Genomic DNA, 22576 nt, shown 5'->3' with positions numbered 1-22576 from the left:
GCCTATTACAAGTGAATTTAACGCAGAAGTTAGTAAAAGTTGCTGCTAGAAGAACATTTATTAAGCCGAACTCAGGTTAATATAAACCATGGAGGACATTGAATTTTAGAATTGATTAAAATTTTAGTGTTCGAGTACGACTATTAATAAAACACTTATACCACTTGATATCCATACTCGTCGTACCAATTTAATAATAACGTTTACTTATAAAAACTTATTATGTTGTCATTTCTGTTACCTATTATTATTTGTGTTTTACTTATAGGCCTTTCTGTAGGTAAGCCTTATTGGCGTGAATATAAACGTGGGGTTATTCGAAAAAAGCCGTTTAACAAACAGTGGCGTAAAATTATTCAACAACGTATGCCATATTTCAGAAGAATGCCGGCTGATTTACAACTACAGTTAAAACAACATATTCAAGTGTTTTTAGCTGAAAAAGATTTTATTGGTTGTAATGGTGTTGAAATAACCGATGAAATAAAAATCACCATTGCCGCGCAAGCGTGTTTACTTTTATTGAATAGAAAAACAGATTATTACCCTAAATTAAACACGATATTAGTGTACCCAAGTGCGTTTGTTAAAGAGCAACAAATACGAAATGCAGACGGAGTGCAATATACAAAAAGAACGGCACTATCAGGCGAATCTTGGGAGCTTGGTAAAATAGTGTTGTCGTGGCAAGACACCTTAGATGGTGCTGAAATTCCTGATGATGGGCATAATGTTGTTATTCATGAATTTGCCCACCAGCTTGACCAAGAAGACGGTAGTGCTAATGGAGCGCCTATTTTAGGTAAAGACCAAGATTATAAAAGCTGGTCTGATGCATTTTCAAAGCAATTTGAGTTATTAAAAAAACAAGCCTTATCAGGTAGTCCATCACTTTTTGATTATTACGGAGCGACAAATCCTGCTGAATTTTTTGCTGTGGCTAGTGAGGTGTTTTTTGAGCAATCGAATAAATTTAATCATCATTACCCTACGCTTTACCGACAGTTAAGCCAGTACTATAAAGTTGATCCTGTGCATTGGTAGGGTAGCCATATTAAAATAAAACATTAAATAATTATAAAAATTATTGCTTGGTTATCTCCGCATTTGCGAGCTGTTTAGCTTCAGTAAACAAACGTTGTGTTAGTGATTGGAGTTCATTTGGGCCGTCTAAGCCATAAGTCACGCACTTTTCATAATCAGGTAAGTTAAAACAAACCGTTGTACTAGACGCGTCAATCATGCGTAAAGCATTAGTACCAATAGAGCCATTTTCATTTAGATAAACTGAATATTTAATGTTATGACGACTTGGTAGATCGAAAAAGCGAATTTGATAGAAGCTATTTAATATTTTTATAATATCTTCAGATGAATAATTTAACGGGGTTAAGCTACCGTTTTCTTCTAATGTTGAATGACCTCGCCCAAAAATGTTGAGGCGTTGAGCACTGCTACCTTTTTTAGATCCTGCGTGTATTGTTAGGTTAATACTAAGCTCGTCCAGTTTGTAGGTTACAGGAGGGATATTCGTTGTAGTGTTTCTTTCTTTTGCCATACAAGCTGTTCCCGTTAATAAAGTTCCTATTACACATATTACGATAAGTTGATTAAACCACATTGCTTGAATACCTCGGGACAAAAACAAAAAAAGCTCGTTTCCGAGCTTTTTAATCATTTATTTCAACGCTTGTAACCGTATTATGCTTTACGGCGACGTAAAAATAATCCAGCAAGACCAAGAAAAGCTAAACTTAAAGTTCCTGTTTCTGGCACACTTATTGAGGCAACTCTAGTGTAACCAATATCTGTTAATATACTAACGTCTACAGGACTATAATCACGAGTTTCTGGGCCGTAACCTCTGTCGTATTTCATCATATCAGTTGGGAAAGGCGTACCATCAATGTGGCTACCGCTACTACCATCAATCCAAGTTGTAGGGCTGAATATTTCAACAGCGTTACCACCATTAGCCGCTACAGCATTAGCACCACCAAAGAATAAACCACTACCTGTTCCGCCAACACTAGCAGCATCCCAAGCAGGTTGATTAATAAAGAAAGTATCAGTAACAACTTTTTCGCCTGTAGAGTCTTGTAAAAATGTATCAAATGTTGACCATTCATCTTTAAAGAAACCTTCGCCATTTTTATCAATGATTGAATTAAAACCAAGGGCATGGGTTAGTTCATGAAAAATAGCGGCAAAAAAATCAAATTCATCTAACGCGGCATCTGCTGGAGTATTTGGATCTAACTTCCATTCTGATGCCCAGTTCACATCTACGCTACCGTCAGCTGCTGCACCATTAGCATCAACACCTGTTTGTAATTTAGTTTTAACAACCTCAGTAATAACACAACCACCTAACACAGGACATGCACTTACAAGCTCTGAACCTGCTGACGCTAACGTATCACTGTTAATGTCATCAGTTGAGGTTACGCTAATATCTAAAGTTGCTGAATCACTAAAATAGGTGCCAAACATATTTGAAAACATGTTACCTGCAGTATCTAACGCCGCACGACGTGCTGCACCTTCGCTGTTATCTAGAAATCCAACACCAGCAGTATTATTTGAGTAGTCGAAATTAAACATTACACCAGCTTGGCTTGGCATTGCGGCCATAGCTGCAAACACTGACGCTGTTATTATTGATTTTTTTAGCATTTTATATTTATCCTTTAAATTAAAATGAATTCGAGATTCAAGATGATGATAGCTGTTACATTGTGATACAAATCCGACAACGCTAGTAAAAATAGCTTGATTTTCAATCACTGTTTTTTGCTTTAAAAGCTTTTTCAATACCTAGCCAAGAATTACAAGTACATTTTATGTTGTCATCTGTCGATGAAGGTACCTGTTCGATTTATGCCAATAATGAAACCATTGCATCGGCTGTTACTGAAACAGGTGTTGCAACCTTTAAAGATATTCCTGCGGATTTAGGTTTTGCACTTATTGAATGTGAAGGTGGTGAATATAAAGATGAAGCCACAGGTGAATTATTTACAGCAGGCCTTACACGTGCTTACTACAATGTAACGTCTTCTACTTTTAGTACTAGCGTAACCCCATTAACTGAAATAGCGACACAAGTTGTTGAGGTGTATGACCTTGACCCAATTTCGAAATACTCAGGTGTTTTAACGAATGTAGCTAATGCCTTTGGTATGAATGGTTTTGATCTTACCAGCGCAATTCCAATGGATTTAAACATTGAAGAGGCTGACGGTACTGCCGGTGGTCGCTACGGTGTTGTGCTTGCTGCTTTATCTCAAATGCAACAAGATATTGAAGCTGAAAGTGCTGATGAAGTGATTGAAACGTTAGTATACGGCCTAGCAAATAATGGTTTATTCACTAGTGATGAAATACGTGATTACTATTTTTATGCAATGGAGAATATGTTTGATAACCCACTTATTGATCCTAATTTAGGTTATGACGTAGATCTTGATGCTTATTTCCATGACGTTGTGTTAGCTCCGCTTGCATCGCAAGTTGAGTATGTTGATGCTGATCACCCTGAAAGTAATGATCACGAAGCTTTTTCAAAAATTACAGCCTCTGAAATATCGACTTTTGATATTGTTGGAACACACCTGTCAATGAGTTTAGACGTTACTTTAGCGGGTGAAAAGTGTGCGGTATACGATCTTCAATCATTAACTGATACGAATAACGCAACTAAATATAATATTATGTTTGCTGATTGTCCGGCACAAAGTGAAGGTGAAGTTGACCTGGTTATCATGGATCATGGCCGATTAGAAAACACGACGACTATTACGGTTGAAGCACCTAACGCAACTGCAAATATTAAAGAGAAAGCACCTGCTCGTGTTTCTGCTATAGCTACAGGCACAAGCCTTTTATCTGGCCATATAACGGCAGAAGCACCTGGCATCGTTTACACAGAAAGTGCAGCGCATAATTACAGTAGTAACAGCTTAGAAATATTTGCTGTTGCAGGTGTACCCGTTGATATGATTGACTCAAACGGTGCAGTAATTGCTAGTACCGTGTCAGATGATCAAGGTTTTTATCAATTTGATAATGCGCCTGAATCAACAACAGTTAAAGTTGTTGTTAAAGCACAAATTCAAAAAACTCGTTCAACACCTGATGTGGGTCCTGAGTACAATTTTGCTATTCGTGACAATACCAGCGCTGGCGCTGTGAAAAAATTATACCAACTGACCTCAAACGCTATAACCATTAAAGATGAAGCTGAAAGCACTAACAAGCTTGATATTAGAGCTAAAGTTGGTTTTGACAGTGATGGACATGTGAATGCTGATAGCGAACGTGAATCAGCACCATTCTCAATATTACGTATTGTAAAAAGTGCAGCTGATAAATTAACAACTCTTAATCCTAATATTGAAATGCCTGATTTAAACCTTTATTGGTCTCCTAAAAACATTGCTGTTTGGGGAGATAGAGCAATAGGTGAAATAGGAACTTCTCATTATAGCGGTAGCGGTTTATCGCCAGGTGTATATGTATTAGGTAAAGCTGATGCTGATACTGATGAATTTGATAAAGGTGTAATCGGTCATGAATTTGGTCATTACTTACAAGCACAATTATCTTATGCTGATAGCCCGGGTGATAGTCATTCTTATAATGAATATAAAGACGCAAGTTTAGCCTACGGTGAAGGTTATGGTACTGCAGTGGGTGGTTTGTTATCTGGCAGTCATTACTATTGTGATACTGCAGGTGAGCAGCAACTTGATGGTGCCTGTGAAGATTTAAACGCACCTATTGGTGAAGACAGAGCAAATGGCTTTTATTCTGAAGAGACTGTTATTAAGTTAATGTATGCAATGGGTAATATTGACGGTAAAGGTTTTAATGAGTTTTTTGATGCTGTAACTAAAATGAAAACGGGTATTCATTCAGCCACTATTTTTACATTCTTAGATTATTACTTAAAAGCTAACCCTGATGTTGAAACAGAAGTTAAAGCTTTAATGGCAATAGCTAACGTTAAAACAAGTGACCCTTTTGGTATGTATCCAGCGAATACTCCTGCGGATCCTAAAATAAGTGCAGCGGCAAATAAAGGTGGTTCAAGTGTTGGTGCAAATGATTTAGAGCAGTTATATATCACTATTCCACTTATTCAATCTGAAGCGCCAACGGATGATGCAATATTGATTTCATCTAATTCACCTGAGTTTTGTATCAATAATAACTTACCAGGTGCTAATTCTAGTAATGGGTTAGGGATGAGACGTAGAGCATTATTTACAGCTAACTTTACTGGTTATGTGGGTATAAAGGCTTTAAACAAGTTAGGTCATGAGGTAAGTGATCAATCAGGTTATATAAAAATACGTACTAATGCAGGACAAGCAGTTTCTCTTTATGATTATGACGATGGCTACTTTGGTCAAATTAGTGTTGTAGAGGGTAATCAGTATTATATTGTATTAAGTATGAATAATCCTGAAGTTATTCTTAAAGGCAGCCAATGTGGCTTTAAGTTTGAATTAGTTAGAATTGCTGATTAATTTGAATGAAATATTCATCGTTAATAAAAAGGCAAAATAAAGTGAAGATTGCAAACTCACCTTGTTTTGCTTTATTTGCTCCCATTATTATATCTTTTGTAATGATGGGGTGCTCACCTGAAACGACAGATACAAAAGCGTCGCTTAGCTCTGGCCATGAAGATAAAGTTGAACATGTAAAAGTAAAAAAAGTGAGTGTAAATAAGTCACTTGAATTTGCTGTTACTGTTGACGAATCTCGAAGTGGATTATGGTTAGGTGGTAGCCCGCCAATTAACAAGCGTGCTTCAGGTATAGATACTTACTATAAAATGTCTGTTGGCAGTAAACCTAATCGTTTATTAGTCACTTTGCAATTTGAAAGAGTAACAGCAGACGATGCTTATATTTCTTTTAATGCACTTGATGGTGCTGAAATTTCATTAACTCAACCATTAAAATACAAATTGAAAGCAAATAAAGTATCAGAAGTAACGTTTGAGGTGGCTATACCTGAAACGCCTAGTTACTTAGCTCTTTATACCTTTCAAAATGGTCGAGGCGCATCTAGAGCCTTTAAATTAAAAGAGACAAAACATCTATAGTTAGTGCTTTGTTGATATTGTAAAATTAAAAATCGAGCTACGGCTCGATTTTTATTGTTGTTTTTCTAAGCTTGTTGAGTCACTTTGCCTATATTGGGTTGAGGTTATTTTAGCTTTTCTATTTCAATCAATGGGATATGCACGTTGTAAGAATGCTCTCGTGTTTCGTCTGCAGCACAAAATAAAATGGCAGGTTTACCATCTTTAAACCAAATTTGAGGGCGTTCTAAATGAGCGACTTTTTGCTTACCTGATTGCCAGTTTATTTCAAGTTTTGAAACAAGAGGCATATTTGCTTTATGCCAATCAAAACCGTTTTGGGAATTAAATAAAGCTAATGATTTTCCTGAATCAGTAAATGCACCTTTCATATCTTTAACTATGGCCCAATATTGATTATCTTGGAGCCAAATATAAGGATCTTCAGCGGGAAATTTTTCACCAACTTTAGTAAATACAGGATCTACATGTTTAGTGAAAGGCCCTATAGGGGATTTTGCTGTTGCCATTAAGTGAACCACTGGACCACCTGCAGGCAGAGGTGCTTTTTTAGCTACTGCTTTGTAAACCATGAGGAAGGTGCCATCTGCTTTTTGCAGTACAGAAGGATTACTCACCATCAACGCATCCCAAGCATTGTTATTTTCGCTGGTATTAATTAACGGTGTATCTGTTCTTTTCCAAGGGCCATAGGGGCTATTTGCTACAGCTACGCCAATTCTTTGATTGTTACGATGTGAAAAATTAAAGCCTTTCATCACCTTGCCATCGCCTGTATTGCCCATGTAATAAATATAATATTTATCGCCAAATTTATGAACAGTTGGGTTATGCGTAGATAAACCATCCCAGTAATTTTTACCTCTTGCAGGTAAAGCTATGTCTACATGTTTGTATGGACCTAAAGGTTTATCTGCTACAGCATGAGCTATTTCTGAGTGAGTTAACCAAGCATTATGACCGTATGATTTAAGCCAGCGACTATAAAATAAATGATACTTTCCATCATCTCCTTCAACCATGCTAGAACCCCAAATATAATAATCAGGATCTATGAATTTTGCTGTATCAGGTACTGTTTGCATCGATTGGCTAATATCTAACTCAGCTGTATTACTTGATACGCAGCCTAATAAAATCCAGCAACAAGCGATTAATAAAAAAATGTTTTTTATCATTTACTTTTAAACCTTATTAATCAATTAGTGACTTTTTAATAACTCATTTAGTGTGTAGTAAACTTTATCAACACTCACTGAACGACCTTTAATATCACGTAAACCCGTAAAGTCTATTTGTACAACTTTGTCGGCCGTTAGTGGCATATCAATATCAATCGACTTTCCATCTGCAGAGAGTTTTATGTTATTAAGTTTTAATGATGTTAAGTTCTTTTTAGGAGAGCCGTAATTACCAGAATAATGATAATTCCATTCTTGCGCGTTTAAGCTTTCTTTGATCACACTATTTTTAGCTAATACTTCAGTAAAGGTTAATCGAAAACCTGTAGTTGTTAGTTTTATGTTTAATAATTCAAAAGGGTTAGTGCCGTCCCAAACCACTTTTTGTAACCCAAAAGGTTTACCGCCTTGGGCTCCCCATCCTCTGGCTGTTTGCCCAACCCAAAGTTGTCCTTGCGAGTCAAACTTTGTGCGGATGTTGCCGCTTTGAAATTTGTTCATAAAGTTGATAACAGCGCCTTGGTATTTACCATTAACTTTATCAAGTAGCACTCTAAATAGATTTGATTGAGTTTGATCGCCTATAAAAATTTGTCCTGAAAATGGGCCAAACTTTCCTCTAGTTGTATCCCACTCAGGATTACCCGGCGAGTTAGCCACTTCAATATGTGGGATCCAAACTACCGGTTTTTCACTCATCGCGGCAAAAGCTTCTATCGGCATTTCTTTTAGTTTGTCTCGGGTGTAGCCTTCAACATCAATTAACGATACTGGATGCCCGTAAAATTTACCTTGCTCTAGTAAGTGTAATTTTGACGTAGGAACCCAGTCACCTTGGTTGTCAGTGAAAAATATTAATCCTTCTGGACTAGCTCCTATCCCTGCTGGTGAACGAAGCCCCCAAGCGTAAGGGGTAAAGTCGCCTTTTGGTGTTACTTTAAATGCAAATCCTCTATAACCTCCAGCACTTCCCATGGCTCCTAAGCTAAAGGCTCCTGGGTTGTTATGACTTAAGTTTAAGGTGCCATAAAAATTACCATTTTTGTCTTTTACTGGGCCAAAAGTAAATTCGTGATAATTGTCATGAAAGTCCCAACCGCTAGCGAAGTTATCATATTGATCGGCTATGCCGTCTTTGTCGTTATCGGTTAAGCGTGTTAATTCAGGTTTATGAGCGATTAAAATAGAGTCTTCATCAATTAATAACCCTGTAGGTTCATGTAAACCTTCAGCAAAAATCTTCCATTGTTCGTTTTTATATAACCATACATCGCCCAGTCGTGTTGTTACATATACGCCTCCACTTTTATCTGTGTCTATACCTGTAACATGGAAGCGAACATCTTTAGGGGTTTCAATAGTTATAATTTTATAACCATCTGGTTTGTAAGTGTTTTTAGGGGCACCTTGAGAAAAACAGTTAAAGGCAAAGCTACTAAGTAATAACGAGGCAATTGATGTGGTAAGTATTTGTTTTTTCATGTGAACCTGCTTATTTAGTAAAAGTGGCTATAATGGAGAAATTTCCTGATGCATCAGGGATAACTGTGGCACTATTTTTTGTAACCTTACCGTTGGGTGTTCTCCAAATAAGAGAATTTGTTTTAGGTAGTTTAACTGTAAACTTAGAGCTGTTTTTGTTGTCTATTACACGATAGTTAAAGGTGATTTCGTCTGACTTTTTACTTAAGGCGGTTACAGTAAATGTATTATTTTCAATGGTAAAGGTAAAAACGGGTTCTTGTTTTACTAATTTATAGCCTTTGTAAGTACATGATTTAGAATCGGTATTATTTAAGTGTAATGTTTCTGGCGAACGAAATAACCAATCGCCAAGAGGTAAGCTTGGGCTTTCACCTCGACCTGAAATGTTAGGGCCAATGTTGAGTAAATCACCTTTCCATAAACCAACAACCGAGCATGAACGCGTATTAAAGGCATAATTCACTTTGCTAGGTAAACCTACAGAAATGGAATAACTAGGTAATTTATGTATTGTTTTACGAAGTATAATGGTTTGGTTTGTTGCTTTAACTTCGAGCTTATTGTCAGACAAAATATCTTTTGCGCGTGTAGATATAGGAAACAATTTAATGGTTCTATCAGGATTAGTTACAATGAGTGAAACATTTCTTTGATTTGGTTTGTTATCACCAGCGCGGTATATAATTTTTAAATGTTGTTTACCTTTTTTCAGTTTCCATGTGGGATACCAAATGGGCTCTTCTCGCTCAATTTTTTCACCATCAGTATAAAAATCAATATCGATAGGGCGGCCCCATTCAACCCAAATTTTTGTGTCTTTATCTTTTGGTGCATAAAAATCACCTTCAAATTCAATGGCGTAATGCTTTATTTCTGGTAATTGAAAATCAGGAAGGTTAGAAGCTAACTCACCTGTTTTTATAATTTTTTCAGCAGATATAACCTTATCGTTAGCATCTTCCATTTGATATATTTTGTAGGTAAGACCTTCAAAACCTTCTCTTTTAGATAATACATAAGCAACAATGGATTGAAGTTGTAATTCTGAAAATACATTATTGAAGGCGAGCATACCGGCATCTGCAAAACCGCGTTTTACGTTTTCAATTATTTGTGATGGCTGACTGCCGTGGATCCATTCACCATCCTTTAGGTTAAAACCTGAAGCTCCACTTAAGTCTTTTGAATGGCAAGATGCGCAGACTTGCTCAAATAATACTTTACCTTGAGCTGTTATTTCTTGCTTGTCTGCCATATTTTTTAATTTTTGATTTAAGTCACTATCGTAGGCGTAAGCATAAATAGTAAAAGAAAATAAACATATAATGTTAAATCCTTTTTTGATTAGGTTGTTCATAACTCTGTATCCCAGCTGTTAGCGTTATCATTTTAATTGAAAATTTTTTTAAAATTATCGAGCGCATTAAAGTTAATTTGCTTAAGTGCTGTAACGAAGGTTTCTTAAATTTACAGCTTAGAAGGTAGCTCTTGTGCTAATTACTGAATATAAGCAATCGATGTGCAGCTATTTTCTAAATTATTATTACGTTGTTTATCTTTATTGTTTGTAAAATATAAAAATATCACATGTAATATTATCATTGTCAATTGTTAACTTGGTTTATTTGATTTTTGTTTTTTATATATGAAGTATTATATAACTTTAGTTAACGTTTTAGTTGGAAATATTATAGGGGGAAATGTATTTGATATAATTAGAAAATTTATTTTTATAATTTTTCAATGAAACCCCATACCTATTTAAGGCTATTAGCCATGTTTCATTATGTTTGTTGTGTGTGCCGTGTGATTTTATAAACTTAAAAAGTCAGATCAATTTAATCGTTTAATCAAAATATAATGATAATACGATTAATTGATCTGCTTATTGAAAAGTTACTTTTATTTAAGTAGCCCTTTAATTGCTTTACCTGCTTTAGGATTAAAGGCTTGCGGATCTTCATTCAAAAGCATTAATGCGGTAGCTGCAATCTGTTTTTGTTTTACCTCTTCTGCTGTTTTTAATTCGCCCTGAGCTTTTATTTTAGGGCCAATAGCAGCAAACCAAATATTTTCTGAGCCAACAATGCCGTTTGGAAACTCTTTTAAATTTTTCATGTAGTTTTGAATAGCAAGAGGCGAGGCATGATGTTGCCAATCTTTAGCTGTGCTTCCTCGGCCATGATCTGTGGTGATCATTAATACGGTATTATCTTTATAATTAGGGGTAGTTTGAATGGTGTTCCACAAATCGGCAATAAAAGCATCTGTTTGATGAGCAGACGTTAAATAACTATCGTAATGTCCGTCATGTGCAAAATCATCGGTTTCTCCAAAAGAAATCATCATCACCTTAGGTTTTACATTTAATAAGTAATCTTTTGCGTATCTATAGGTGAAGCTATCTAAACGAACATTATGCCAAGGACTCGGAATTTCTTTTTGTAACTGGTTAAGTAATTGAGCTTCTTCAGATAATGGATAACCTTTTGCTTCCATAAAACCGGCGTTTATATATAAATTGCTACGCTGTGTATTTAATATGTACGGGATCACATCCCAGCTACCAAAAGCTGCAAGTTTATTTTGATAAAAAGGTTTGTTGTTTAACCATTCTAAAAATGACACTTGTGGGTTTTCTTTTTTAGCATTGCTGTCGAGAGAGTGATCAACAACCCCTGTAAATATTTCACTGTAACCGGGATAAGAAAAGTGCCATTTGTTAGCAACAGACATAGTAGATCCTATGTTGCGGTTACCTATTAATACACCTTCTTTGGCAACAGTTTGCCAAATAAAAGGCATTAGCATTTCTCTACGTTGTGCCTCATTGTTATGCCAAAACTTCTCTTTAACTTTGAAGCCTTCACGCACAAATTCTTTGTTATTGAGTAAGTTTTTATCTGCACCAGAAAACATTTCTTGCCAGCGTAGTCCGTCGATTGTAACTAAAATAAGCTTGGTATCATTTGCAGCAAATACATTGGCTGTAAATAAATTTAGGGTGATTAAAAGTAGTGAAAGTTTTTTATACATGTTGTATCTATTTTTATGTTGAAAAGTATGAAGAGGAGAAGTGTATTGAATACATGTGACGGATTGTTTAATAAATAATGACAATTAAGTTATTCGCAGCATATTTATTCAGGTGTTAGGAGAAATAACTCAGTTAACTGAGCTACTATTTTTGAGAGGAACAGCGTAAAATAGCGCTTTCAATTCTTCCTATTTTATTTACCTTTCATGATCGCTTTATTAAAAAATACTTTGCCGGCTAGTGTGTGGTATATGCTTCTTTCTGCTTTGGGTTTTTCACTCATGGCGGCTTGTGTCAAATTGGTAAGTACATACGGTATTCCAGTATTAGAAATTGTTGCAGCTAGGGCAATTGTTTCTGGCTTTATTAGTTATGTTGATATTAAGCGTAAAGGCATATCGTTATGGGGTAACAATAAACCTTGGTTAGTTGCACGAGGGGTTGTAGGGGCATTAGCCCTTATTTTTGTTTATTATGCTGTAACCACACTACCTTTAGCTGAAGCAACTATTTTACAATATTTACATCCGGTTTTTACGGCGGTGTTAGCGGTTATATTTTTAAAAGAAAAAGTACAGCGTTCTACTTTACTTTGTATTGTTATAAGTATTTTGGGCTTAAGTGTCATGGTTTCGCCTAATATTCAATTTTCTTCTTCTGCAATATCCACAATGCAATATTCATGGATAAGTATCGGTGCTGCTATTTTGGGGGCTTTTGGTAGTGCGGTTGCCTACGTTATTGTAAAAAAACTAACAAAAACTGAAGACAGCTCAGTGATTGTTTTTTACTTTCCTTTTGTTTCGCTTCCTATCGCCATTGCTTTATTAGGTAGCGATTTTGTTATGCCTTCATTACCGGCTTTTGGACTGTTACTTTTGGTAGGGATTTTTACTCAAGTAGGGCAAGTGGGATTAACCAAAGCGCTGCATTGTGAAGATGCCAACAAAGCAATGGCTTACGCTTATGTACAAGTGGTGTTTTCGGTATTTATTGGTTGGTTATGTTTTAGCGAAGTACCGCTTGTTACTACTTTAATTGGTGGTGGATTAGTGGTGGGTGGCGCGTTGATTAATGTTTTGTGGAAACGATAATTTTTATGGATGTACTCACTCAAATAAAATCACTGTTAAATGATACCAGCATTGTACTTGAAGAGGAGGTGCAATCGCTATGGAGTGGCTATGGCCAAATTATTCGCTGTAAAAGTAATAAAAGTGGGCAAAGTTATATTGTAAAAGTTATCGCTCCTGAAAACGCCAGTGAGCATCCAAGAGGTTGGAATACATCGGCTAGCCATCAACGAAAAATACAATCGTATCAAGTTGAAGCGAGCTTTTATCAACATTATTCGCATCTTGCCAATACACCTAAGCATAGCCCTTTTTGTAAAGTCCCTCATTTAATGGCTAGTAGTACAAACGACAGCCATACATTACTGGTGATGGAAGATTTAGATAGTGCAGGCTACTCTATTCGTAAAGCTTCGGCTGATTGGAGCAGTTTACGATTAGCGATACGTTGGCTAGCATATTTTCATGCAAAGTTTATGGGTAGTTCAGCTGAAGGTTTATGGGAAATAGGAACCTATTGGCACTTAGCAACTCGACAAGATGAGTGGCGAGCTATGATTGAAAGTGGCTATAAAACACACGCTCAGGCGATTGATAACACGTTAAATAATACACAATTTCAAACCCTAGTACATGGTGATGCTAAGTTTGAAAACTTATGTTTTCACGTTAATAATGAAGAGGTAGCTGCGGTAGACTTTCAATATATTGGCCGTGGTTCTGGTGTAAAAGATCTCGCTTATTTAGTGGGGAGTTGTTTAAGTGAAGACAAGCTCATTGAGTTTGAACCGTTAATACTTAACGAATACCTAAAGCAATTAAAGCAAGCGTTAACCGAATACAATATCGCGTTAGACTTTGATGCGTTAGCTGCTGAAACAACTTATCTTTATCCTGTCGCGTGGGCTGATTTTTATCGATTTTTATTGGGCTGGAATCCACAAAGTTGGAAAATTTGCGACTTCATGAAAACTAAAGCGAAGCAAGGTTTCGATATTGTTTTATCAAATTAAATTATGTTGCTCATTTCTATTTTGTTACTTAATGCCAACCACTAAATAAGTTTTTTAAGTTGTTCTACCTGATGATAAAAAATATCATCAAAAGCGGCTATTGTTGAGGTTGCCAGTGCAAAATAGTGTTGCTGCTCTATGGTTATTACTGAGTTATTGACCAGTTCTTTGGAAATGACGAGAGTAAACTCTTCCATTTTTAAGGTGGCGATGTTGATATAGTCGTCGTGTTGATCTACATCATCCGATAAATAATGGAGTTTATGTAATGTGTTTGCGGTTATTTTTTGCATATTCTCAGTTAAAAAATTTAATCTGATTTTATCAACACTTGAGCAAACTTTTTGTACGCAAACACTGGTTCCTATGGCTCTGGCTTGGCCAATATTTTCAGTGGCAATAATTAACTCTCTCCAAGTGTAACCAATATTAGGAAATTCATTACAATATTCTGCTGTTAATAAGTATGTTTCTGAGGTGTCTTCTAACAAATAAGATAAATTTTTAATCAGTAAGCAATGTTGTTCAAAGCTATTAGCTACAGAAGGTTTAGTTTTAAGGTTTAGTAAACGTTGCCAATGGTCATAAAAACTTCCCCAGCGTTCATTGGTGTGTAACTCGGTTTTTTTAAGCTTGCTGATAATGTTTTCAATTTGTTTTTGTAAACTGGTTATTTTAGGTTTAACTGTTAGATCACCGTTTAACCATGCTGACGATAAGCCACGATGTTGCTGTACAAGAGAAATAAGAGGCTTTAATTGTGTAATATAACTAATACCTAATAATTGAGTTTGTTTAATTTTATTTTTGTTAAATCGTTTAATCATTAAAATACATACAATTAACAAACAAATTGCACTAATAAAAAAGTATCCCATACACGCTCCTAAACACTCGTTTGAGTGAGTTTTCGTAAATGATTGGCAACAGATTCCGATTGGTTTGCTATTTCAGCATTTTCTTTCGCGCCAATAACAACAAGTGAAATATGCTCTGCTATTTCATGGGTTGCGGCTGTTTGTTGTTGTGAAGCTGCACTTACCACCTCCATGCGTAATTTAACTTGGTCAGTCGCATTATAAATATTGCTAAATGCTTCATCTACTTGTGCGGTTTTTTCTAAGCTTTGCTCTGTTTTTTCTACCACTTCGGTCATGGTTTTTACTATTTCGGAAGTTTCTACAAGTACTGAATTTATGTTGGTAACAATCGCGTCGGTCGCATTATTGGTTTTTGTCGCAAGTTCACGTACTTCTTCAGCAACTACTGCAAAACCTCGTCCCATTTCTCCTGCTCGAGCTGCTTCTATAGAGGCATTTAAGGCTAATAAATTGGTTTGTTGTGATATTTGCTGAATAGATTGGGTGATTTTTCCAACGTCTTTAACTAAATCATTGAGTAATATCATACGTTGCTGGGTTGATTGCGCACGATTACTCACATCGGTTACTGCTAAACTTAAAGATTGTAAGGCGCTTTTTCCTTGCTCAGCAATATCTGAGGCTAAACAAGAAGATTCGTGTGTACTTAATATTTCATTATTCACTTCAATTAACGACTGACTTAATTCTTCAATAGCTGCCGCGGTTGATGTAGTTGCATCTGATTGTTTGTGGACATTGTCTTTAACTTTCGATGAGGTTTCTATTACTTGAATAGCAGAAAACTCTACTTCTTTATTACGCTCTTCGTTATAGTTGTTAAGCCGACCTAATTCGCGGTAAGTACGTAATAATTGCTCTAACAATTCAGTGTTGAAAATACTATTAAAATGCACATCTCGGTGATCAAAATCGTGTACATTAATATTTTTTAGCACACGAGTTAAATGATTGATTTGATTTCTTGTTATAATCGCGATACCAAGCAGTAAATAAAAATAACAGGCAAAAACAATAGACAAAGACATACCTTCTATTGTTAAACAGGCAAAATAAAGCGCTAATGTGCATAACAAAGTAAAAATAGTTACCTGAGTAAAGCCCACTATTTTTATTAAAAAATTGATAGGTGAGAACAATAGGTTCAAAAGCAAACACTCCTTATTTTGGTTAATACTAATAAAGCAAAACATGAGCCATTGTTAAGTTGCTGATTTATAAGTTTTATAGTCTTTTAGTCTTTTTATGGTGCACTATTTTGGAGCGATAAATTAGAAAAAATCACCTTTCTGTTCAAAAGATGAAGAAAATAATCAGATGCGTTAAGCCATTAAATACATTATAAAAATGAGATCTCTATGAATTATTCTAACTTTGGTCAAAAATTCTCAGGCAAGTCAGGCATTGTGGAATTAATGGACGACCTTGGTAGTGCATTAAATGAAAACCCCGACATGTTATTTATGGGCGGAGGTAACCCAGGCAGAGTACCTGAAGTTGAGGCTTATTTTGAAAAGCAATTAATAAGTATTGCTCAAGACCCTATTGCTCGTCATAACTTATTAGGTATTTATCAATCACCTCAAGGAGAAAAGGGCTTTCGTGAGCAATTAGCTAACTATCTAGCTGAAGCGTTTAATTGGAACATTAGTGATAAAAATATTGCAGTGTCAAACGGGAGTCAATCCGCTTTTTTTATTATTTATAATATGTTGGCGGGTACGATGGAAAATGGCGATAAAAAAACCATACATTTTCCACTAGCACCTGAATATGTAGGTTATGCTGATGCTGGGTTATCTGATGAATTTTTTTCTTCAACCAAGCCAAGTATTGAAATTATTGACAATGAAACCTTTAAATATCATGTTGATTTTTCAACGTTAAATATAGATAACAGTATCGCTGCTTTATCTGTGTCTAGGCCAACCAATCCAACAGGTAATGTGATCACCGATGAAGAAATTGTTCATTTAGACCAAATAGCTAAACAAGCCAATATTCCATTAATTATTGACGGTGCTTATGGTTTACCTTTTCCTAATATTTTATTTACTGATGCTAAACCTCACTGGAACGAAAATACGATTGTAGTATTAAGTTTATCGAAACTGGGCTTACCTGGAATTAGAACCGGAATAGTCATTGCCAATGAGCAATTTATTAAAGACTTTACCAATGCCAATATTATCACCAACCTTGCTTGCGGTAATTTAGGCCCTGCTCTGAGTAAAGATTTATTTAGTAAAAATGATATTCAAATATTAACGGATAAAATAACACCGTTTTACCAACAAAAAGCAGAAAAAACCGTTGAGTTATTAAAACAAAACTTAGCGGGAATTCCTTTTAAAATACACAAACCTGAAGGTGCCATATTTTTATGGTTGTGGTTAGAAGGTTTGCCTATTACTTCCAAAGAGCTATATCAACGCTTAAAAGCTAAAGGTGTGTTAATTATTCCGGGAGAAGACTTCTTTATTGGTATCGATGATAATTGGCAACATAAATATGAATGTATACGTTTATCTTACGCTCAAGATGAAAGCGTAGTAGAACAAGCGGTAAAAATAATAGCAGATGAAATTAAAGCCCTTTACTTAGTTAATTCATAGAACCTGTTAGTTCAATGATTAACTAAGCGTTTTAAGCTTTTATTTGATATATACCCGTTATCATTCAAGATGCAGGTTTCAGTGGGAACTAAAAACAATTTAGGCAAGGCATTAAGTTTACGTCATGGTTATTCTCGGTAACTGCTCCTGCGTTACCCTAATATCCTACATCCATGTAGGAACCTGACTAAAGTTAATAACGAAGCATAAATTGTTTTTAGACCCATCGGAGAAGCGCTTGAGCAAAATCACTTCTTCGTTAATGCTTTTTATAAGGGAACGACCATTATTACAAAGCACTGCCTTGAATTGATATCGCTCAAGTGCTCTGAAATAGCCTCTTGATTGGTAACGGGTATATACCTAGCATGAAGATATACAGAGTTATTATGGAAAGTTTGATTAATACCATTAAAAACACAATGGACGAGAATAAAAAATTGCCTTTTACCGTTTATTCTTCAGTAAAAGAGCAGCGTATTCTAAACGTTTCTATTGTAAAACCTTTGTTGATTGTTGTGCTTAGCGGCACCAAAATTTTAGGGGTAGATAATGAAATAATATGTCAAACAGGTGACTTTGTTTTTTTATCAGACAGTCCATCAATCAATTTGCGTAATATACCTAAAAATGAAGAATACTTTGCTTTACTGATCGATTTTGATTACCAAGATATTAATGGGTTTAATATCCATACTTCTCATGTAAAACCTTATTGTTTAGGTAGTACAACACCTGTGTTGTATCAGTGTTTACAACAATTTGTTGAAAGTGCTATGTGGGCTCCAGAGTCATTATGGGGGTTACGAAAAAAAGAGCTGTTAGAATTACTTTGTTTTATGGGACATACAGAAATCCTCTCAATGTTCAGCAACCCTAAAGTGAGTTATAAACTACACGATATATTTTCTGCTCAGCCTGAACAAGAAATTACTCTAGATGTTATTTGTGATCAACTGGCTATGAGTGAGTCTACTTTGCGCCGAAAATTAAAGGCTGAAGGAACAAGTATTCAAGAAATTAAAGATCAAACCCGATTAGGATTAGGCCTACATTTATTGCAAACAACATCTAACTCAATAGCCTTAATTGCTGAAAAATGTGGATACCAATCTCAATCACGGTTTACAGAACGGTTTAAAAATCGCTTTGGTTTAACTCCTTCTGAATTAAGAAAAACAAGAATGACTGATTAGGGCGAAAAGTTGACGCTTTGGGCATAAATTATTTTAAATAAAAGCTGTAAGCTATACAGCAAATAAATCACGAATAAAGAAGGAATAAGTATGAATATATCTCTTAAAGTTTTTTCAATTTTTCCGCTGTTAGTATCAGCATCTATTTTTGCGGGTTCTTTTACTTTAACGAGTAAAGATATTACAGCAGGCGAATTAATGAATAAAACACAGGTGTTTAATGGTTTTGGCTGTACAGGAAGTAATTTATCTCCTCAGTTAAAATGGAGTAATGCACCTAAAGATACTAAGAGTTTTGCTATTACAGTATATGATCCTGACGCACCAACAGGCAGCGGCTGGTGGCATTGGCAAGTAGTTAATATACCCGTAGCGGTTACTGAATTAGCAACTGACGCAGGTAATACTAAAATGAATAAAGCGCCAGAAGGTAGCATGCAAATTAAAAGTGATTTTGGTAGCCGTGGCTTTGGAGGCGCTTGTCCACCAGAAGGCCATGGTGTTCATCGCTATCAATTTACCGTATATGCACTTTCGGTAGAAAAGCTTGAACTACCTGAAGATGCCTCTGGTGCATTAGCAGGTTATATGATTAATGCGAATACGATTGAAACGAGTACGATAGAGGCTTTGTATAAGCGCGATAAAAAATAAACGTAAGTATGTATTGGTTTTTATATTCGTCAATTTAAACAACGGGCTTCGGCTCGTTTTTTTGTTTTATAAACATTCAGTTCCGATAATGACCAGTTTTTATTAAAAAATTCGTTATGATGTCGTTATCAAAAACACTTATCTTAGGTCGTTATGTTAAACGTTAAAATTTGCCAAAAAGCTCGATTATCTCGCGACCCGCGTTTCGACGGTAAATTTTTTACGGCAGTTAAAACCACTAAAATATATTGCCGAACTATTTGTCCTGTTTATCCACCTAAAGAAGAAAACGTTCTGTATTTTTCAAGCGCGGTTGAATGCGCAAATGCAGGTTTTCGTCCTTGTTTACGTTGTAGGCCAGACAGTGCGCCAAATTCACCTGCATGGAAAGGCGTAAACGCAACACTCGACAGAGCAATTTGTTTAATTGATAGCGGTGCTTTGCAACAAAGCTCATTACCTAAACTCGCAGAACGATTAGGCATTAGTGATCGTTATTTACGACAATTATTTGATAAGCATTTAGGTATGTCGCCTAAGGCATACGCCCTTTATCAACAGTGTTTATTTGCCAAGCAGCTACTACATCAAACGCAATTACCTATTACGCAAGTGGCGTTGGCAAGTGGTTTTTCAAGCATTAGACGATTTAACGACTGTTTTCAATCGCAACTTCAATTAACACCATCGTCATTACGTAAATCGGGAGGCAACAAGCAAAATACACTACAACTTAAATTGTATTACAGACCTCCATTTAATTGGCCATATATGCAAAATTTACTTAAAGCCAGAGCAATTAAAGGACTTGAGTGGTGCGAAAAAAATAGCTATGGCCGAAATTTTACGTGGTTAGATACCCAAGGAAGTTTTACTGCAACACATGTTAATGGTAAAAATAGATTTGACGTAACTATAGGGCTAGACGATGTAAAACACTTAAAAGGCATTGTTAACAACATTAAACGTGTTCTAGATTTAAATGTAGATATGCAAGCAGTAGAGCACGATCTGCAGCAGAGTTTTGTTACAGATTTTCAGCTCAACACAGGTATTAGATTACCCGGTATTTGGGATATGTTTGAAGCTGGCATAAGAGCCATACTTGGGCAACAAATATCAGTTAATGCTGCAAAAAATTTAGTTGAAACCTTAGTTGTTAATTTAGGAAATAAACTTGATAACAATAAAGTCACTCGTTATTTATTTCCAACGCCTGAAGCTATTGCTAATAACGAGTTAGATTTTTTTAAAATGCCCGGTTCACGTAAACAAACCCTACGAAACTTAGCTCAGCATTTTATAACTAGCGATACACCTAACGACCCCAGTCAGTGGCTTAAATTAAAGGGCATAGGGCCTTGGACTGTAGAATACGCACAGCTTAGAGGTTTAAGTGATCCTGATATATTTTTAGCAGGAGACTTAGGCGTGAAAAAAGCAATGGAACAACTTAAAACACAATTTAAAGCCGATTTCTCGCCTGAGCAAGTATCGCCATGGCGTAGCTATTTAACCTTTCAATTATGGAGTCAGCTGTAATGAATACTCAAGCGCGTACCAATACATCGACTAAAACATACATCGATTATTTTAATTCGCCTTTAGGATTAATTGAATGTAAAACGACAGAAAACGGCCTTGCTCATGTTATTTTTTGTGGTGAAGAAAGCGGGGATATATCGCCTAATCACTATACCGCGTTATGTAAACAGCAACTTGAGCAATATTTTAAAGGTGAACTAAGCCAATTTGATATACCGTTAGATCCTAAAGGAACTGAATTTCAAAAAAGTGTATGGCAGTGTTTATCTACAATACCTTTTGGTAAAACGGTATCGTACCTTGATATTGCAAAAATGGTGAATAAACCTAAAGGTTCGCAAGCTGTTGGAGGGGCAAATGGTCGAAACCCTATTAGCATCATTGTACCGTGTCATCGAGTGGTGGGTTCTAATGGTTCGTTAACGGGTTATGCTGGCGGAATTGAACGTAAGCTATGGTTATTAAATCATGAGGGGATTGAAGTAAAAGCATCTAAAGAAACCCAGAAACTTGATGTTAACAATGTGATCAATGCAAGACAGTCAAAAACAGAGTTTTTATAAGAACTTTATATTTTTAACTTAAACGATGACCTCATAAAAATATTTAACCTCGAACAATGACGAGGTTAAATATTATTTATCTAATACCGTTTAGCTGACCTATGTTTAGCTTATGTATTGCTTATTAACGCGGCGTGTTAAACCACAAAATAAAGCGTAAGCAATTGTTTCTGAGTACTTAGCAACTTGGTTCGCTAAAATATTATTTCCCCATAGCTCAACATCAAAACCTACACAGTTTTGACCTTCGAACATAGATAAATCAACCATCAACATGTCCATAGAGACTCGACCTAATATACGGCTCTTTTTTCCATTAATATAAACAGGAGTGCCGTTGGCTGCATGCCTAGGATAACCATCTGCATATCCAATAGAAACTGTGCCTATTTGTGTCGTGCTTTTAGCTTTCCATAATGCGTTATAACCAACGCCATCGTTTATATTAACGGTGCGTTGAGCAATAACTTTGGCATTAAATAACATAGCGGGTTTTAGTGTATTAGCTATGTCATTATCTTCTACAGGCGAAGCGCCATACATCATAATTCCCGGTCGTATCCAGCTGTTTTTAATATCACGAACCGTATTAGCTGAGTTAACTGCGTTTGTTAAAATAGCTGATGAATTAGCTAAACTAATGGCTCCAGGTAAATGGTTAATTGTATTTAAAAATAGTGCTGTTTGACGCTGAGTTGCCGAAGAGTTTACATCATCTGCCGATGAAAAATGGCTCATGTGTACAATTTGATCAACTTGATTCATTTGATCTAATTGCTGCCAAGCATGCGCGTACTCATCAGGTAAAAAACCTAAACGATGCATACCTGAATCCATTTTTAACCAAACATTTATTGGCTTAGTAAGTTGAGCCTTTTTAATGGCGTCAAGCTGATATTGTGTATGTATTACGCACCATAGATTGTTTTCACTAATGTAGGTTAATTCGTCGGCGGTAAAAAAACCTTCTAACAATAAAATAGGTTGTTTAATACCCGCATCACGTAACTCTTTTGCTTCTTCAATGCATGCAACACCAAAGGCGTCAGCAACATCGGCTAATGCTGTGGCGACTTCAATAGCTCCGTGTCCGTAGGCATTTGCTTTAACGGTTGCAATAGCTTTAGCGGGTTTAGCGAGTGATTTTGCGTATAAATAATTTTGTTTAATTGCATTTAATTTAATAACTGCAGTTGCTGTCCTAGCCATATATCC

General features: G+C 35.9%; 19 protein-coding genes. 10 read left to right on the top strand and 9 right to left on the bottom strand.

Annotated features, from left to right (window positions below):
- Window positions 1–222: 222 nt before the first annotated feature.
- Window positions 223–1044 (top strand): M90 family metallopeptidase, encoded by an 822-nt coding sequence (locus tag B0X80_RS04855; protein WP_077338664.1) that lies wholly within the window; start codon window positions 223–225, stop codon window positions 1042–1044.
- Between the two features lie 40 nt (window positions 1045–1084).
- On the opposite strand, the gene B0X80_RS04850 is transcribed toward B0X80_RS04855, so the two are convergent.
- Both B0X80_RS04850 and B0X80_RS04845 read right to left on the bottom strand, forming a co-directional pair.
- Entirely contained in the window at window positions 1085–1621 is a 537-nt protein-coding gene (locus B0X80_RS04850) for a hypothetical protein (RefSeq protein WP_139345291.1), read from the bottom strand.
- A gap of 80 nt (window positions 1622–1701) precedes the next feature.
- Complete coding sequence (locus tag B0X80_RS04845) at window positions 1702–2676, bottom strand: PEP-CTERM sorting domain-containing protein (RefSeq protein WP_139345290.1); 975 nt, start codon at window positions 2674–2676, stop codon at window positions 1702–1704.
- Between the two features lie 167 nt (window positions 2677–2843).
- On the opposite strand from B0X80_RS04845, the gene B0X80_RS04840 reads away from it, so the two are divergent.
- The gene (locus B0X80_RS04840; protein WP_077338661.1) at window positions 2844–5534 is read left to right on the top strand and encodes a hypothetical protein; all 2691 of its coding nucleotides are present in this window, start codon (window positions 2844–2846) and stop codon (window positions 5532–5534) included.
- 41 nt (window positions 5535–5575) lie between these two features.
- On the top strand, window positions 5576–6118 hold the full coding sequence (locus B0X80_RS04835) for a hypothetical protein (protein ID WP_077338660.1): 543 nt from the start codon (window positions 5576–5578) through the stop codon (window positions 6116–6118).
- Window positions 6119–6222: 104 nt separating this feature from the next.
- Here the strand turns inward: B0X80_RS04835 and B0X80_RS04830 are convergent, their stop codons facing one another.
- The 4 genes from B0X80_RS04830 to B0X80_RS04815 form a co-directional block, all read right to left on the bottom strand.
- Entirely contained in the window at window positions 6223–7296 is a 1074-nt protein-coding gene (locus tag B0X80_RS04830; RefSeq protein ID WP_077338659.1) for a glycoside hydrolase family protein, read from the bottom strand.
- 24 nt (window positions 7297–7320) lie between these two features.
- On the bottom strand, window positions 7321–8781 hold the full coding sequence (locus B0X80_RS04825; RefSeq protein WP_077338658.1) for a DUF7133 domain-containing protein: 1461 nt from the start codon (window positions 8779–8781) through the stop codon (window positions 7321–7323).
- A gap of 10 nt (window positions 8782–8791) precedes the next feature.
- Window positions 8792–10141 carry a c-type cytochrome gene (locus B0X80_RS04820; RefSeq protein WP_077338657.1) on the bottom strand — a complete coding sequence of 450 codons (1350 nt, stop codon included), beginning with the start codon at window positions 10139–10141 and terminating at the stop codon, window positions 8792–8794.
- Between the two features lie 545 nt (window positions 10142–10686).
- Window positions 10687–11820 carry an alkaline phosphatase family protein gene (locus B0X80_RS04815; protein WP_077338656.1) on the bottom strand — a complete coding sequence of 378 codons (1134 nt, stop codon included), beginning with the start codon at window positions 11818–11820 and terminating at the stop codon, window positions 10687–10689.
- A 207-nt stretch (window positions 11821–12027) separates the two neighbouring features.
- Here B0X80_RS04815 and B0X80_RS04810 point away from each other — a divergent pair, with 207 nt between their 5' ends.
- Window positions 12028–12915: a DMT family transporter gene (locus B0X80_RS04810; protein WP_077338655.1), complete on the top strand. Its 888-nt coding sequence runs from the start codon at window positions 12028–12030 to the stop codon at window positions 12913–12915.
- A gap of 5 nt (window positions 12916–12920) precedes the next feature.
- A complete protein-coding gene (locus tag B0X80_RS04805; protein ID WP_077338654.1) occupies window positions 12921–13907 on the top strand; it encodes a phosphotransferase in 987 nt (328 codons plus the stop codon).
- Window positions 13908–13948: 41 nt separating this feature from the next.
- Here the strand turns inward: B0X80_RS04805 and B0X80_RS04800 are convergent, their stop codons facing one another.
- Both B0X80_RS04800 and B0X80_RS04795 read right to left on the bottom strand, forming a co-directional pair.
- The gene (locus B0X80_RS04800; RefSeq protein WP_077338653.1) at window positions 13949–14785 is read right to left on the bottom strand and encodes a hypothetical protein; all 837 of its coding nucleotides are present in this window, start codon (window positions 14783–14785) and stop codon (window positions 13949–13951) included.
- A gap of 8 nt (window positions 14786–14793) precedes the next feature.
- Window positions 14794–15936: a methyl-accepting chemotaxis protein gene (locus B0X80_RS04795; protein WP_245825392.1), complete on the bottom strand. Its 1143-nt coding sequence runs from the start codon at window positions 15934–15936 to the stop codon at window positions 14794–14796.
- Between the two features lie 210 nt (window positions 15937–16146).
- Here B0X80_RS04795 and B0X80_RS04790 point away from each other — a divergent pair, with 210 nt between their 5' ends.
- From B0X80_RS04790 to B0X80_RS04770, 5 genes are all read left to right on the top strand, one after another.
- Window positions 16147–17403 carry a valine--pyruvate transaminase gene (locus B0X80_RS04790; RefSeq protein WP_077338652.1) on the top strand — a complete coding sequence of 419 codons (1257 nt, stop codon included), beginning with the start codon at window positions 16147–16149 and terminating at the stop codon, window positions 17401–17403.
- A gap of 389 nt (window positions 17404–17792) precedes the next feature.
- Complete coding sequence (locus tag B0X80_RS04785; protein ID WP_077338651.1) at window positions 17793–18599, top strand: helix-turn-helix transcriptional regulator; 807 nt, start codon at window positions 17793–17795, stop codon at window positions 18597–18599.
- Window positions 18600–18689: 90 nt separating this feature from the next.
- Complete coding sequence (locus B0X80_RS04780) at window positions 18690–19253, top strand: YbhB/YbcL family Raf kinase inhibitor-like protein (protein ID WP_077338650.1); 564 nt, start codon at window positions 18690–18692, stop codon at window positions 19251–19253.
- Window positions 19254–19406: 153 nt separating this feature from the next.
- Entirely contained in the window at window positions 19407–20795 is a 1389-nt protein-coding gene (locus B0X80_RS04775; protein WP_077338649.1) for a DNA-3-methyladenine glycosylase 2 family protein, read from the top strand.
- A complete protein-coding gene (locus B0X80_RS04770; RefSeq protein ID WP_077338648.1) occupies window positions 20795–21361 on the top strand; it encodes a methylated-DNA--[protein]-cysteine S-methyltransferase in 567 nt (188 codons plus the stop codon). The genes B0X80_RS04775 and B0X80_RS04770 overlap by 1 nt, the downstream gene beginning before the upstream one ends.
- 105 nt (window positions 21362–21466) lie before the next feature.
- Here the strand turns inward: B0X80_RS04770 and alr are convergent, their stop codons facing one another.
- The gene (alr, locus tag B0X80_RS04765) at window positions 21467–22570 is read right to left on the bottom strand and encodes an alanine racemase (RefSeq protein WP_077338647.1); all 1104 of its coding nucleotides are present in this window, start codon (window positions 22568–22570) and stop codon (window positions 21467–21469) included.
- Between the last annotated feature and the right edge of the window lie 6 nt (window positions 22571–22576).

It is taken from the genome of Pseudocolwellia agarivorans (genome assembly GCF_002000085.1).
In the GTDB taxonomy this organism is placed as follows: Bacteria; Pseudomonadota; Gammaproteobacteria; order Enterobacterales; family Alteromonadaceae; genus Pseudocolwellia; species Pseudocolwellia agarivorans.
Note: the sequence above shows the minus strand (reverse complement) of the source record. Positions and strands in the feature narration are given on the sequence as shown.